General features: G+C 71.3%; 11 protein-coding genes. 2 read left to right on the top strand and 9 right to left on the bottom strand.

Features of this window, described 5'->3' with window-relative positions:
• Positions 1 to 13: 13 nt before the first annotated feature.
• From B446_RS20165 to B446_RS20125, 9 genes are all read right to left on the bottom strand, one after another.
• Positions 14 to 679 carry a response regulator gene (locus tag B446_RS20165; RefSeq protein WP_020941289.1) on the bottom strand — a complete coding sequence of 222 codons (666 nt, stop codon included), beginning with the start codon at positions 677 to 679 and terminating at the stop codon, positions 14 to 16.
• Complete coding sequence (locus tag B446_RS20160; RefSeq protein ID WP_020941288.1) at positions 676 to 2037, bottom strand: sensor histidine kinase; 1362 nt, start codon at positions 2035 to 2037, stop codon at positions 676 to 678. The genes B446_RS20165 and B446_RS20160 overlap by 4 nt, the downstream gene beginning before the upstream one ends.
• Positions 2038 to 2159: 122 nt before the next feature.
• A complete protein-coding gene (locus B446_RS20155) occupies positions 2160 to 2885 on the bottom strand; it encodes a response regulator (protein ID WP_020941287.1) in 726 nt (241 codons plus the stop codon).
• A gap of 33 nt (positions 2886 to 2918) precedes the next feature.
• Entirely contained in the window at positions 2919 to 4268 is a 1350-nt protein-coding gene (locus B446_RS20150; RefSeq protein WP_234967524.1) for a sensor histidine kinase, read from the bottom strand.
• A gap of 10 nt (positions 4269 to 4278) precedes the next feature.
• Positions 4279 to 5565, bottom strand: coding sequence for an acyltransferase family protein (locus B446_RS20145; protein ID WP_020941285.1), 1287 nt, complete (start codon positions 5563 to 5565; stop codon positions 4279 to 4281).
• Positions 5558 to 6562, bottom strand: a complete 1005-nt coding sequence (locus B446_RS20140) for an alpha/beta hydrolase (protein ID WP_020941284.1) — start codon at positions 6560 to 6562, stop codon at positions 5558 to 5560. The genes B446_RS20145 and B446_RS20140 overlap by 8 nt, the downstream gene beginning before the upstream one ends.
• Before the next feature lie 182 nt (positions 6563 to 6744).
• Positions 6745 to 7641, bottom strand: a complete 897-nt coding sequence (locus tag B446_RS20135) for an alpha/beta hydrolase (RefSeq protein WP_020941283.1) — start codon at positions 7639 to 7641, stop codon at positions 6745 to 6747.
• Between the two features lie 195 nt (positions 7642 to 7836).
• Complete coding sequence (kynU, locus tag B446_RS20130; RefSeq protein ID WP_020941282.1) at positions 7837 to 9021, bottom strand: kynureninase; 1185 nt, start codon at positions 9019 to 9021, stop codon at positions 7837 to 7839.
• On the bottom strand, positions 9014 to 9862 hold the full coding sequence (locus B446_RS20125) for a tryptophan 2,3-dioxygenase family protein (RefSeq protein WP_020941281.1): 849 nt from the start codon (positions 9860 to 9862) through the stop codon (positions 9014 to 9016). Before B446_RS20125 ends, kynU begins: the two co-directional genes overlap by 8 nt.
• Before the next feature lie 674 nt (positions 9863 to 10536).
• On the opposite strand from B446_RS20125, the gene B446_RS36155 reads away from it, so the two are divergent.
• The gene (locus tag B446_RS36155; protein WP_052352166.1) at positions 10537 to 11760 is read left to right on the top strand and encodes a hypothetical protein; all 1224 of its coding nucleotides are present in this window, start codon (positions 10537 to 10539) and stop codon (positions 11758 to 11760) included.
• A complete protein-coding gene (locus B446_RS20110) occupies positions 11757 to 15437 on the top strand; it encodes a caspase family protein (protein ID WP_020941278.1) in 3681 nt (1226 codons plus the stop codon). The genes B446_RS36155 and B446_RS20110 overlap by 4 nt, the downstream gene beginning before the upstream one ends.
• Positions 15438 to 15538: the final 101 nt, after the last annotated feature.

Here is a 15538-nt window from a genome sequence, read left to right as displayed (position 1 = left end):
ACGCTAGCCCGGCTCACCCTGGCGTGACCAGCCTCGCCTCGTACGCGAACACCGCGGCCTGGGTGCGGTCCCGCAGCCCCAGTTTCACCAGGATCCGGCTCACATGGGTCTTGATCGTGGACTCGGCGACCACCAGCCGCCCGGCGATCTCCGCGTTGGACAGACCGTGCGCGATCAGCACCAGCACCTCCGTCTCCCGCTCGGTCAGCTCCCCGTACGCCGCCTGCGCCGACGGCATCAGGCCCGGCGTCTCGGCGAGCCGGGAGAACTCCGTGATCAGCCGCCTGGTCACCGAGGGCGCCAGCAGCGCCTCCCCGGACGCGACCACCCGCACCCCGTCGGCGAGCTGCCGCGCCGAGGCGTCCTTCAGCAGGAACCCGGAGGCACCGGCGCGCAGCGCCTGGTACACGTACTCGTCCAGGTCGAACGTGGTCAGCACCAGCACCTTGGCCGCCGCGTCAGCGGCCACGATCTCCCGGGTCGCCTCGATGCCGTTCAGCTCGGGCATCCGGATGTCCATCAGCACCACGTCCGGGGCGAGCTCCCGCACCCGCTCGACCGCCTCGCGGCCGTTGACGGCCTCGCCGGCGACCTCGATGTCCGGCATCGCGTTCAGCAGGACGGAGAAGCCCTCGCGGACCATCATCTGGTCGTCCGCGATCAGTACGCGGATCGTCATGCCCCGTCCTCGCCCGCGGTCGCCCCGGCCGGCACCGGCAGGAACACGGTCACCTCGTGTCCGCCGTCGGCCGCCGGGCCCGCCGTCATCTCGCCGCCCAGCATGGAGACCCGCTCGCGCATCCCGGTGACGCCGTGCCCGGCGCCGGGCGAGGGCTTGACCAGGTGGGGCGCGGGCGGCCGGCCGTTGACTATGCGCAGGCCCAGGCCGCCGAGGACGTACCCGATCTCCACCCGGGCGTCCGCCCCCGGCGCGTGCCGCAGGGTGTTGCTCAGCGCCTCCTGCACGATCCGGTACGCCGACAGCTCCACGCCCTGCGGCAGTTCGCGCACCGCGCCGGTCACCGTCTTCGTCACCTCAAGGCCCGCCTCCCGCACGTTGGCGAGCAGCGCGTCCAGGTCGGCGAGGGTGGGCTGGGGGGCGTCGGGCGCCTCGTAGTCCTCCGCGCGGACGACTCCCAGCACCCGGCGCAGCTCGGTCAGGGCCGCCACCGCGTTCTCCCGGATGGTGGCGAACGCCTGCTCCAGCTCCGGCGGCGGGTTCTCCACCCGGTAGGGCGCGGCCTCGGCCTGGATGGCGACCACCGACATGTGGTGGGCGACCACGTCGTGCAGCTCGCGGGCGATGGTGGTGCGCTCCTCCAGCAGGGTGCGCCGGGAGCGCTCCGCCTCGGTCACCGTCTGCTGGGCGGTGACCTCCTGCTGGGCCTCGCGGCGGATGTGCCGGACGGTGACGACGAGCAGGATCAGCGCGGACAGGATCAGCATCGGGCCCACGTCGGTGCTGTAGTGGTCCCAACCGAAGAGGCTCTCGGCGACGAAGCCGTAGGCGGCGGTCATCACCCACATCCAGGCGGCCACGCGGGGACGGGTGCGCAGGGCGACGACCGTGAGCACCACCAGGTGGGTCAGGAAGCTGCCCGGCAGCCACGGCCAGTCGCCGAAGCCGCTGCCGCCGCCGAGGACCAGGGCGACCGCGGAGGCGGCGAGCGAGCACCAGAACGCCCCGACCGGGCGCACCAGGGTCAGCAGCACCGGCCCCAGCGCCAGCAGCCCGCTCAGCAGGGACAGCAGTCCGGCGCGGTCCGTGCTCGCCAGGGCGAAGAGCATCGCCACCACGCCGAGCGCGACGACCACGGCGTGCGGGGCCCAGGCCGCGTAATCGCGCATACGGCCCGGGCCGCGGCGGGCGGAGGTGCCGTCCGCGCCGGCCCGGGGCAGCGGCCGGTAGGCGAAGGCGTCGTGGAACAGGTCCTGCCGCAGCCCGCGCAGGGCGTCAGCGGCCAGTCGGTACTCCGGGCTGCGCTGCTTGGTCGCGCCGCCCGGCGGCACCGACCGCGTCTGGGTCGTCTCGGTCACGTGCCACACGGTAGGCCGGAACGACCACCCCGGTCGTCACCAGTGAGAAGGGTCCTTCGGCGTCCTTCTCAGGTACTACGGCGGAACGACCCGGGGGGCGGGTGCGGTGTCCGGGGCCGGGGTCAGTAGCCGGAGGGGCGGACCAGGCCGGACTCGTAGGCGAAGACCGCCGCCTGGGTGCGGTCCCTCAGGCCCAGCTTCACCAGGATGCGGCCCACGTGGGTCTTCACGGTCTGTTCGGCGACCACCAGCCGTCCGGCTATCTCCGCGTTCGACAGGCCCTGCGCGATCAGGGCCAGGACCTCCGTCTCCCGTTCGGTCAGCTCGCCCACCCGCTGCCGCAGCGGGGGGCGCGGGGAGCCGTCCAGCCGGGAGAACTCGGCGATCAGCCGGCGGGTGATGCCCGGTGCGAGCAGCGCGTCCCCTGCCGCCACCACCCGGACCGCCTCGGCGAGCTGGTCGGCCGAGGCGTCCTTCAGCAGGAACCCGGCGGCCCCCGCCCGCAGCGCCTCGTAGACGTACTCGTCGAGGTCGAACGTGGTCAGCACCAGGACCCTGATGCCCGGGTGGTCGGCCGTGATCAGCCGGGTCGCCTCGATACCGCCCAGCTCGGGCATCCGGATGTCCATCAGCACCACGTCCGGGACCAGTTCGCCGACCTTGGCGACGGCGTCCCGGCCGTCCACCGCCTGCCCGACCACCTCGATGTCCGGCTTGGTGTTGAGCAGCACGGTGAAGCCCTGCCGGACCATCTGCTGGTCGTCGGCGACGAGGACGCGGATGACACCGGCGCCGCTCCTGCCGTCGCTGCCGCCGGTGCCGTCCGCGCCGTTCGTGCCGCTGGTCATGGGGGGCTGTTCTCCTGTCGGGAAAGGGGGGGGCTACTTGGCGGGTGGGACCGGCGGGGCCGGGAGCGGGGCGCCGTCGCGGGGCAGGAAGGCCGAGACCGCGAAACCGCCGTGCGGGGTCCCGGCCGCGGTGACGTGACCGCCGAGCATGGCCGCGCGCTCCCGCATCCCGAGCAGTCCGTGCCCGGCGCCCGGCGAGGGCGGGACCGGCCGCCCCGGCGGGGAGTTGGTCACCGTGAGGCGCACACCGTCCGGGAGGTGTGCGACCTCCACCCGGACCCGGGAACCCGGCGCGTGCCGCAGGGCGTTGCTCAGCGCCTCCTGCACGATCCGGTACGCCGACAGCTCCACCCCGGGAGCGTAGGGCCGCGCCCTGCCCCGGGTCTGGGCGGTCACGTCCAGGCCCGCCGCGCGGGTGTTCTCGATCAGCGCGTCCAGCCGGTCGAGGGTGGGCTGCGGGGCGTCCGGGGCCGCGCCGCCGCCGGGGGCGCCGAGCCCGTAGGGGTCCTCGGGGTTCTCCGAGCGCAGCACGCCGAGCACCCGGCGCAGCTCGGTGAGCGCCTCCAGCGCGTTCTGCCGGATGCCGTCCAGGTTCTCGATCAGCTCCGGCGTCGGGTCGGTGACGAGGTGCGGGGCCACCTGCGCCTGGATGGAGATGACCGACATGTGGTGGGCGACCACGTCGTGCAGTTCGCGCGCGATCCGGCTGCGCTCCTCCAGCAGGGTGCGCCGGGCCCGCTCCTCGCTGGTCAGGGTGGTCTGCTCGACGAGTTCGGCGCGCGCCTCCCGGCGGCCGCGCAGCGCGGTGCCGAGCACCACGACGACCGTGCAGAGCACCACCGTGACGACCCCGGTGGGCTGGTACCTCCCGCCGCCCCACACGCCTTCCAGGAGGTAGGTGAGCAGCACGGTCAGGGCCAGCGCCTCGACCGACACCCGGGTGCGCACGCGCAGCGCGAGCAGCAGCAGGACCAGCAGGTGGGCGATGATGCCGGCCGCGGTCCAGGGCCAGGTGAACCGCGACCCCGCCACCGTGTCGAGGCCGCCGTGCACCGCGACGGCCCCCACCACGGTCGCCGTCGTCGACAGCCACCAGCCCGCGATCGGCCGCGACATCGCGAGGACGATCGCGCCGCCCTGCCCGAGGCCGATCGCGAAGGCGGGGCCGAAGGGCAGCCGCCCGTGGTCCCCGAGCTGGGCCGTGGCACCGAGCGTGACCCCGAACGCGGCCAGCCACAGCAGGCCGTGCGGCAGCCAGCGCAGCCACACCGAGGCGGGCAGCGGATCGGGCCGGAGCGTCCACAGATCGCCGTGCAGCACCGCCAGCCGGCGCCGGGCCCAGCCCGCGAGCACCCCGAACACCCGGCCCCCCGTCCCCGTCACGCGGACCACCCTAGGGCCTGCTGCGAAAGTGGTCCTCTGCCGTGCGACCCAACAGGCCCTGGACACCGCGGGTGGCCCGCGCCGCCTTCCCGTCCCCGGCCCGGTGCACCCGGACCACCCGCGAGCGCCCGCGGCCGCTGCCGGCGGGGCGGCGCCGCGAGCCCTGTTCCCAGGAGCGGAACGCGGTCCGGCACAGGGCGAGCACCAGGGCGAACACCGGCAGCCACAGCAGCCGGTACGCCACCCAGTCCGGGCCGTCGGGGACGGTGTGCAGCCCGGGCAGGCGGCCGGCCGCGAGCGCGGTGGCCGTCGTGGCCATCAGGGCCGTCTGGTGCCACAGGAAGATCGTCATGGCGGACAGGTTGACCAGGGCCACCGCCGCCCAGGCGAGCGGGCGGCGCATGGCCGCGCGCAGCCGCTCGCGCAGCATCAGGGCGAGCCCGCACTGGGCCAGGCCGAAGGTGACGGCCGCCAGGGTCGGCGGGTTGAGGTTGGAGACCGCGTGGCCCGGCACGCCGACCATCGACGCCGGGTAGCCCGCCGTCAGCACCAGCGCGGCCGTGGCCGTCGCACCGCCGAGCAGCAGCACGAGGGCCGCCCGCCGGGACTCCAGCTCGCCGCGGGTCCAGGCGGCGCCCAGGGTGTACGGGACCAGCCAGCCGGCCGCCAGGTTCACCCAGCCCAGCCAGGAGGGGCCGACGTGCAGGCCGAAGCGGAGCAGGTCCACGTGCGCGACGACCGCCAGCGGCCAGAGCGGGCTGAGCCGGGCGACCAGCGGGGTGGCCGCCGTCAGGACGGCGAAGACCAGGAGGAACCACAGCGGCGACAGCGCCAGTTTGACCAGCGTGTGCAGGGTGACGAGGGGAGTGCCGGTCAGCAGCAGGGCGGTGGCCGCCACCGTCCACAGGGTGAGGAGGGCGAGGACCGGCCGCAGCAGGCGGCCCAGCCGGCCGCGCAGCCAGGCGCCGTACGGCACCCCGCGGGCGCGCGCCGAGGCATGGCTGCGGGTGGCCACATGGCCGCCGACCAGGAAGAAGACGGCCAGGGTCTGGAAGGCCCAGGAGACCGGGGCGAGCCGGGGCAGGTGCTGCAGCGGGCTCGCCGCGCGCAGCGTCCCGTCGTCCGCGACCAGGGCCGTGACCAGCCAGTGGCCGAGGACGACGCCGAGGATCGCGAAGGCGCGCAGCGCGTCGACCGCGCGGTCGCGGGACGCCGGGGTGGCGGCGTCCACGCGGTCGGCGCCCTGGCGCAGCGCGTGCAGCGCGCGGCGCGGGGTGTGGGGGGCCGGCTCAGCCACGGGTCACCTCCGAGGTCTCGCCGAGGGTGATCCGGGCCAGGTTGGCGAGGGAGGCCGAGCCCGGGGTGAAGTAGCCGCTGTGGTCGGCGCCGGCCGCGTCGAAGACCCGGGCGCCGAACGCGCGGGAGACCGGGTCGGTGCCGAAGCCGACGGTGGTGAAGAGCAGGTCGGCGCGGACGTGCGGGACGTGCGCCACCCAGTCGCCGGTGCCGCGGGCCGCCCAGATCCGGGCGCGGGAGCGCAGCCCGGCGGCGGTGCCGGCGCCCGTGCCGGGGCTGCCGACGAGGGCGATGTCGTCGGCGTCCAGGCCGGCGGCGGCCCGGCCGCAGACCACCGAGCCGTAGGAGTGGCAGAGCAGGGAGAGCCGGGACCCGGCCGGCGCCAGCGTGCGCAACTGCCGCACCAGGGCACGCAGTCGGGGTGCGGCGTGTTCGGCGCGGGTCGTGGTGGTCACCGTGGCGCTGACCGTCCCCGGGGTCCGGTAGCCCAGCCAGGCGACCACGGCGACGCGGGTGCCGGCGCGGGCGCGGCGGGTGAGGTCCCGGTACAGGGCCGCCGCGGCCCGGTGGAAGCGGCCGTAGGTGTCCAGGGAGGTGTCGGAGCCGGGGACGAGGACCGCCACCCGGTCGGCGGCCGCCAGGTCGCCGAGGACCTCGGTGGCCAGGCCGGCGCCACGGCCGTCGTAGGCGAGCAGGTGCCGGGAGCGGGCGGCCAGCGCGCGGTCGGCGGCGGCGCGGTGCCCGTCGCCGTGCGCGGCGGCCATGCGGGCCGCCTCGGCGGCGTCGGCCCGGTTCGCCTCGTACGCGGTGCGCAGGGTGGCCGGGGTGAGCGGGCCCACGGCGGCGGGCGGCGGTGCGGGGATCCCGGGGCGGGCGGCGCCCGCGAGCGGCACGACGAGGGCGGCGGTCAGGAGGGCCGGGATCAGGGCCCGGCGCGCGGTGCGCGCGGCCCGGCGCACGGCCGTCCGCGCGGTCTTCGTCGTCGGCGCCCGCCCCATGCTGGTCCTCCCCCGTCCGCCCGGCCATCGGGCTTGTACGACAGGGAAGTTAGGGAACGGAGGCCGTCGACCGCGTCCCACTGGAGAGCCGTCCGGCGGCGTAGCTCTCAGGTACTACGGGTATGACCGGGACCGCCCCCGAGGGGACCGGACGCGGGCGGGCGGACCCACACCGGGCCTCGTCACCAGGCGAGTTGGGCGATCTCCTCCGCCACCACCGCGCACGCGTCCGCCGCCGGGTCGATCAGCGGGAAGTGCCCGACGTCCTCCAGCAGCGTCAGGCCCACCACCTCGCCGGCCTTCGCCGCCGCGTCCGCGTACGCCTCGGCCACCGCCTGCGGCACGTCGAGGTCGGCGCGCCCCTGGACCAGGGTCGTCGCGATGCCCGTCGGCAGCAGCAGCGCGGGGTCGGCGTACGGCTGCCGCTCCGCGAAACGGTCGTTGCCGCCCAGGAGTTGGAGGGAGGCGTTCCCGCACACGTCCAGCTTCTCGGCCATCGCGAGGTCCGCGATCGGGGCGAGCGCGACCACGCCGCGCAGCGGTGCCGGGCCGTCCAGGCGCCAGGGGGAGCCGGCGGGCAGGACGTGGCGGGCCGCGGCCCACAGGGCGAGGTGGCCGCCCGCCGAGTGGCCGGTGAGGACCGTGCGGCGCTGGTCGGCGCACGGGAGCAGCTCGCGGGCCAGTGCGGGCAGCGCGTCCAGGGCCGCCGCCACGTCGTCGAAGGTGTCGGGCCAGCGGCCGGCCAGGGGGGCCGGGGCCGTGCCGCCCCCGGTGTTCTGCGCGGGGATCTGCGGCTCGCCGCCCCTGCGGTACTCCACGTTGGCCACCGCGAAGCCCCGGCGGGCCAGGAAGTCGGCGAAGGGGGTGACGTGGCGGCGGTCGTAGGGCGCGCGCCACGCGCCGCCGTGCAGGAGGACGACCAGCGGGGCGAGCGGGGTGTCGGTGCGCGGGACGTAGAAGTCGATCACCTGGTCGGGGTGGTCGCCGTAGGCGGCGGTGGCGTCGGGGTCGACCGGCGGGTGCGCGAAGGCCGACTCCTCCTCGGCGGCGGCGCGGGCAGCGGCGGCGTCGTCCGGCATGCTCCAACCTCTCAGCGACGAAGGGGCGCCTCCCGGGCCTTCGGCACCGGGGGCGGTTCAGGCGGACCGGGCGGGCATACGTCGTCGGCCGTTGGCCGGGACGGTATCAGGCCCGTGACGTGCGGGGGGACGCCCGAGAGGGACGCCCGAGGGGGCGGGGCGCGGTCGCGCCCCGCCCCCTCCGGTCCGGCCGCGCTAGCCGAGCACCTCGCCCAGCACCCGGGCCGCCCGCTCGGTGTCGGCGAAGCCGACGTACAGCGGGGTGAAACCGAAGCGCAGGACGTCCGGGTGGCGGAAGTCGCCCACCACACCGCGGTCGATCAGACGCTTCATCACCTCGCCCGCGTCGGCGCAGCGCAGGGCGATCTGGCTGCCCCGCTCCGCGTGCGGCAGCGGGGTCACGGACTCGACCCGGCCCGGCTCGGTGTACGCGGCGACGCACTCCAGGAAGAAGTCCGTCAGCGCGAGCGACTTCGCCCGCACCGCCTCGACCCGCACACCGTCCCAGACGTCCAGGGCCGCCTCCAGGGCCAGCATGGACAGGATGTCCGGCGTGCCGACCCGGCCGCGCGGCGCACCGGGCGCCGGGGCGTACGACGGGCTCATCCCGAAGGGCTCGGCGTGCGAGTTCCAGCCGGGCAGGGGCGAGTCGAACCGCTCCTGGAGCTCCTCGCGCACGTACAGGTACGCCGGCGAACCCGGGCCGCCGTTCAGGTACTTGTAGGTGCAGCCGACCGCCAGGTCGACCCCGTGCTCGTCCAGCCCCACCGGCAGCGCGCCCGCGCTGTGGCACAGGTCCCAGACCGCGAGCGCGCCGTGGGCGTGGACCGCGGCCGTCAGGCCGGGCAGGTCGTGCAGGCGGCCGGTGCGGTAGTCGACGTGGTTCAGCAGCACCGCCGCCGTACGCCCGGACAGCGCCGACGACAGCTCGGCCGGCGTCACCGGGCGCAGGGTGCGGCCGGTCAGCCGGGCCGCCGACTCGGCGATGTAGCCGTCCGTGGGGAACGTCGTCGCGTCGACCAGGACCTCGCCACGGTCCGGGCCGGCCATGCGGACGGCCGCCACCAGCGCCTTGAAGACGTTGACGCTGGTCGAGTCGCCCACCACGATCCGGCCCGGGGCCGCGCCGACCAGCGGGGCGATGCGGTCGCCGATCCGCTCGGGCGCCGTCCACCAGCCGCTCTCCTCCCAGGACCGGATGCGCAGCTCGCCCCACTGCCTGCGGACGACGTCCTCGACCCGGCCCGGCACGTGCGCGGGGAGCGCGCCCAGGGAGTTGCCGTCCAGGTAGACCACGTCGTCCAGGACGAAGCGGGAGCGCAGCGGGGCCAGCTCGTCGGCCGCGTCCAGCTCCTGCGCGCGCGAGACCAGCTCAGACATAGGACCTCGCCGTCCACAGCTCGGGGAAGACGTTCTTGCGGGCGCGCTTCTCCAGCCAGGCCACGCCCGCGGAGCCACCGGTGCCGGTCTTGGCGCCCATCGCGCGGCGGGTGGCGACCAGGTGGTCGTTGCGCCAGCGCCACACCAGCTCGGCCACGTCCGTCAGCGCCTCGCCCAGCCGGGCCAGGTCGGCGTGCTCGTCGCCGGAGTAGACCGCCTGCCAGGCCGCCTCCACGGCGTCCGAGGGCTCGTGGCGCAGGGTCACGTCCCGGTCCAGCACGGCGTCCGGGATCGCGTGCCCGCGGCGCGCGAGGAGCCGTACGACCTCGTCGTACAGGCTCGGCTCGTGCAGGGCCTTCTCCAGCTCCGCGTGGACGCGGGGGGCGCCGCGGTGCGGGACCAGCATGGAGGCGGACTTGTCGCCGAGCAGGAACTCCATCCGGCGGTACATCGCGGACTGGAAGCCGGAGCCCTCGCCGAGGGCGCTGCGGTAGGCGTTGAACTGCGCGGGGGTGAGCTGGCCGAGCGGCTTCCAGGAGGCGTTCAGGGCCTCCAGCTCGCGTACGGAGCGCTTCAGCGCGGCGACGGCGGTCGGCACGTCGTCCGAGCGGAGCGCCTTCGCGGCGGTCTCCCACTCGTGCACGATCACGGTGAACCACAGCTCCATGACCTGGGTCGTGACCAGGAAGACCATCTCTCCGGGGTCGTCGGAGAGGGTGTGCTGGAGGTGGGTGAGCACGTCCGCCTTGACGTAGTCCTCGTACGGCGTGGTGCCCGCGAAGTCGAGATGCGGGGTCTCGGGCTCAGCGGCCTCGTGAGGGAGGTGAGCCGGTTGGGACATCGCTGTCTCCTGTGTTACTCCGGGTAGCGGTCCGCCCCTGCCGATGCCGGCACGGGGGCCCCGGTCCCCAAGCGGAATCCTCCGTAATCCCCCCGGATACGGCAAGGCCCGTCTGCTGCCAGACGGGCCACACCGGTCACTCCCGTACCGGTCAGCCCAGGGTCTGGGCCGCCGTGGGCGGCGGACAAGCCGCCGACGGGTGGAGCTCACCCACGTCCAATGGATGCAAAGTCCTGGCGGGATCTTGCTGACCTGGGTCCGGACGCTCCCTTAGTGTCCGGACCCAGGTCAGGAGAGATGTGGCCGGTAACCCGGTCTTTTCCGTGACGGTCCGTGCGGCTCCGTCCGCTCACGCTCCCACCGCGTCGAGTTCCGGTTGATCTTCCTTCTCCACCACTGCGTGAGCCATTACCGGAATCGGCCCGTCATGGCTGACCGGCTCCGAGGGCATGGCTCCCTGCTAGCGAGAAGGTCGTGGCAACTGCTACGAGCAGGGCGACGAGGTTGCTACGCAGGGCAGCCACAGCGCGCACCACCTGGGTGGCAATGGTGCCGGGTCTCGTGGCCATGAGCTCGGCAGTCTCGACCTGTGTGTACTCCTGGGACACCACCTCACAACTTCCCTATGCTGAAAGGGAAATGGGACCAGTCGCAGAGGCTAACGGGGGACGGCTATGAGTGCGCTGCTGTTCGTACACGGCACGGGGGTAAGGCAGCCCGAGTACGGGCAGACGCTGGCCCTTCTGCGCTCAGCGGTCGAAGACCTGCTCCCTGACGCCCGGGTGCACGATTGTTACTGGGGTGATGTGTTCGGCGTGCCACCCGGCGTCGGCAGTGGGGCGCTGCCCGGCGCGCCCCTCGCGGTCGAACTGGACACTGCCGCCGAATCTGACTTGTCCGAGGAGGACCAAAAGGCCCTGTTGTGGGGCCTCCTCTACGAGGACCCGCTGACGGCACTCCGCCAGCCCTATGACGAGGACGACCGGGCACGGGCCGCGCTGGGCGACCGCATGGGTCGCGAGGTCGAGGCACTCGGCCGCGCCCTCGCCGACCATCCGCCGGCCGACCTGAAGTCATACCTCACAGGCGAGCTGGCGCTCCTGGATTTCGGCGCCTCGCTGACCGCCGTACTCGACAGCGCGGTCGGCCGACGGGCCCTCGCCCGTGGTGTCGGCCCCGGTCGGCTGCCCCACGCTGTCGCCACCGCCGCTGTCGCCCACTACCTGGGCCGGATCCTCCAGAGGGGAGCCCCTCTGCCCTGGACCACGGCAGAACGCGACGAGGTGGTCCGGATCGTGACCGGCGAACTCGGCGGCGATGCCCGCAGCGTCGGCCGCTGGGCCCTGCGGGCGTCCGGCTGGACGGCCCGGCGGTTCGGCGTGGTGAAGCTGGCCGGCCGGCAGGTCGACAGACGCCGGGCGCACATCATGTCGGGCATCCATCCCCAGGCCGGCGACATCCTCAAATACCTCGTCCGCGGTGAGATGCTGCGCGAACTCATCCGGCGGCGCGTGCGAGAGGTCGCTGCCGACCACGGCCCGGTCGTGGTATTCGCCCACAGCCTCGGCGGCATCGCCGCCGTGGACCTACTGGCGCAGGAGGAGCTCACCGGCGTACGCCATCTCGTCACGGCGGGATCGCAAGCCGCACACCTGCACGAGATCGGCGCTCTGCCCGGCCTCGCCCCGGGACGTCCGCTGCCCGCCCACTTTCCCCGCTGGACCAACGTGTATGACAAGCGCGACCTGCTCGGCTTCGTCGCCGAACCTGTTTTCCCTGGCCGGGTACGCGACGTCGAGCTCAGTGACGGACAGCCCTTTCTCGCCGCCCACAGCGGATACTTCCGCAACCCCGGCGTACACGAGCTACTCGCTCAGATCCTCCGAGGAACTGTATGAACACACCGCTTGCGGCCGACCCGGAACGCACCTGGGCGGTGCTTGTGGGGATCGAGGAGTACGAATCCCGAGCGTTCGCCCCCCTCCGAGGAGCTGCCGCTGATGCCTTTGGCCACGCCAAGTGGCTGTGCGCGCAGGGCGTGCCGCCCGAACAGATCCAGCTCTGTGTCTCACCGTACGACAGCACCACCATCCAGGCGGCCGCAGACGAGCTCGGTCTCCGGGTCCGGTCCGCCACTCGGGAGGAGCTGGAGAAGCTCCTGACCCGCGAAGTGCGCCGCTGGCGGGGCGACCTGCTGTGGCTCGCCTGGAACGGGCATGGCGTGACGCTGCCCGGCAGCGGTGAACTGTTGCTGCCTTTCAGCGACGGCGTGGAGCGCTTCGAACAGGCCCTCTCAGCGGACCGTCTCCAGGAGATGCTGCTGTCCGAGCCCTACCAGGGCGTGCGGTCGAAGATCGTCTTCATCGATGCCTGTCGTACGCGAGAGTGGGATGCCGAAGGATACGGAGTCGTCAGCCTGCCCGTGCCACCCAAGGCGTCGAGGGACGTCACGGTGTCGGTTGTGTATGCCACCCAGGACAACGACACCGCGGGCAACGGCAGGTTCGGCTTCACCCACGCCCTGCTCGACCACCTGCACACCTCCTCACCGTGTCCCCTGCCCCCGAACGTGGACGAACTCACTCGGGCGGTCCAGAAACGGCTTGAGGCCGCCCGACTCACCCAGAAAATCAGCCTGCACACACGCAACTGGAGGGGAGACCGCACCAGCTACGAGGCCGCCGACACAGCTTCGGGGCCGAGAGAACCCAGGCATGATCAAGTCCAGCGACGAGACGACGCAATAGAGATTCTCTTGCGCGCTCAACGCGAGGACTCCGCCAGACAGCCGTATCGGATCAGTGATGACCAGCCGCTGCGGTTGGATGAGGTTTATGTGCCGTTGTTGTTCGAAGCACTTCCCAATCCAGAGGATCTGGGGGCCCCGGTAACGCCACGATTACCGGTCGAAAAGATGTTGGCGTCGGGCGGGCATGTGCTGATTGAAAGTGACGCTGGAACAGGAAAGACGACCTTCGCGCAGCACGTGAGCGGCAGACTTGCCTCTGCCTGGCTCGACGGTGAGTCACAAGCGGGAAACCTGGCGGGACTGGGCGCCGTACCCATCAGAGTCCACGCCAGGTACTTGACGGGTCAACATCCCCTGGCGCTTCTCCTGCAAGAGTCTGTGCGCGGAAAACTCGGGTACAGCGTCAGCAAAAACCTGCCACCCAATTTATTCGAGCACCGGCCTCGCAAGGACACCACCTGGCTCGTCCTGGTAGACGGTCTGGATGAAATCGATGACCCAGAGGCCAGGAAACGGGTCATCGACCAGATCGCGGGGGACATCAAACGTGGAGAGAGCCCCTACCGGTGGGTGGTAGCCACCCGACCACTCTCGGCCGAAGAAACAGAAATACTGCATCAACCGCGGATCAAACGCTACAAACTTGTTCTTTTCGATGACGAAAAACTCCGTGAGCTGGCACGCAGTTGGCTGGCTCGTGGCGTTGACGATCGCCGGAAAGCAGATGAGATAGCTCGTCGTTTCTTGCGACGCGTTGATCAGAGCGGTCTGCGTCAAATCATCAGAACACCGCTGCTCGCGACCCTCGCTCTGGCGATCTTCCGGCAAAGAGATCAACTGCCCAACGGGCGCCCCGGCCTGTATCGCACTTTCATGCAGTACATGCTCAATGGGCGTGACGGTGAACTGGCGCGTTACACGGCGCTCCAACGCGTAGGGGCCGACGTCGACTTCACCGGCGAAGCCGCGCAATGGCTCTACGACAACCGCGAGGCCATGCTGGAATTCCTGGCCCGTCGGACGGACACGGACGAAACCCCGACACTCGACACGGCCCTGTCATGGGTCCGCGAGAACGTGCCCGAGGCTCTCGGCCCCAGGGCAGACTATTGGCGTTCCATCGTGCCGAGTCTGCTGACCGGAAGCGGCCTACTCAGCCACAATGGGCTGACTGGTGAACTCATCTGGATCCACAGGAGCTTCGCCGAATACCTGGCCGCGCGCCATGCCGCCGGCGAACTCCCCTCCCGGTGGCCCGGAGGCACTCCAGAGCTTGACCCGTTCCTGCGCCGGTCATTGGCGACTGAAAGCCAGGACCAGACCGTCCTCACCATCGCATGCTGGGCGGAGAGCAACCCACAGGCTGCCAACGCTCTGCTGGAATATCTGGTTGAACAGAGTGCCGCTTTTCCCCGCCTGCTCAAGTATCACGGCGGCGGAATCTTCCTCGGCGACGACGGCACCACCATCGATCGCCATATCTTCCTGGCCGGAAGGCTCCTCGCCGAGGGCGTGAAAGCCCCCGAGGGGATGGCCAACAAAATATTGGACCGGCTCGGCGAGCGAGCGCGTTCCGTTTTTAACGCGCGCTATTACTGTCCTCTCATCGGCACACAACCGCAACGATCCCGCGCCCTGGAAACGTTATTGAACTTAACGAAGGACACGAACCAACAACTTACGGTCCGGGTCGACGCTTTGGTGGCCCTTGGGGAGAACTATGGCGCGCGTTCATCAGCGGTCGAGGCGGCCGTCCAGCCAATGCTGACTGGTACGGAAACAGCTAATTTTTATCAGAGAAAGGAAAACGGGCACAGCAGCGTCACCGTCTCCGATGCCCGGGCGGTGGCTGCATACCGCATCTCGACCCTGGGCGACAGCGCCCACGATCTGGTAATGCAGTTCCTCGACCGCCTGGAACTCGCGCCCGAAGATGGCTACGGAAGGCAGCTGGCAGCAGAGGCCGCCATCGCGATCGGGGAAAACGGGCTCGCCGTCTCGTTGATCAGGACTGTATCCGGCGATCGGCGTAATCTAGCTGGCGAAATTTTCGTCCTGCTGCGCGCAGGCAAGGAAGAAGACGCCAAGGTCGTCGCGGAGCATTTGTTCGAGACTTATCAAAGAGAAGATTTTTGGGCGGAAGCACGATTCGGAGATACGGTTCAGGAAATCGTCAATGTCTTTATTAACGCAGAGGAAAAGGCTCTTGCGAGGGAATTCGCCACGAAAGCTGTAAGCATCACACAACGAGAGCACGGGGCTATCGTACGCACAGCACTCGCCCTCGCAGGTGATTCCAAACCTGGAATGAAATACCTGGCGGACAATCCGATCAACCGGATCGACAGAGAAGCTTTCAGAGGATGGGCAGAACTGGCTCGCACGCTCTGGGCGGAGGGATGCACTCGTGAGGTGGAAAGGGCTCTTGAACCCGTTCTCACCCTCACGCACTACACCGAGTACGAATGGTTGTACGTGGCGAGGTTGCTCAGGGATATCAAAGATGGGAGGTATCAACAGCTCTTGCTCAAATTGGCTCGTGACACCACCTGTTACGCGCGTCTCCCGGCTGCCGAGGAGTTGTTGCTGAGCGACCCTCAGCTTGGCATCAGCACTCTCGTCGCCATGTCCAAAGAGAAGCAGCGGGATGCAAGGCACGCAGTGGACCTCGCCCGCTGCCTTGTGGCTGCAAGTGCCCGAGGCGACGCAGTACGTCTACTGTCCCAGGTGATCAAGGACTTCAAGGGCGATGAATGGAGTGCACACAGCCTTTCTGACGCACGTGACCTGCTGCGAGATCTAAAAGATCCTCTTCGCGGTATGTGACGGACCCAGGCGCCTGGAAAGCTCCCTCGGTGAACGCCTGCCTTTCATGCCAGCCACTGTGGTGTTTACTCCACGGCGTCCTTCGGCGCGTCGACACGGAC

This window comes from Streptomyces collinus Tu 365 (assembly GCF_000444875.1).
Taxonomy (GTDB): domain Bacteria; phylum Actinomycetota; class Actinomycetes; order Streptomycetales; family Streptomycetaceae; genus Streptomyces; species Streptomyces collinus_A.
This window is presented reverse-complemented; position numbering and strand designations above follow the sequence as displayed.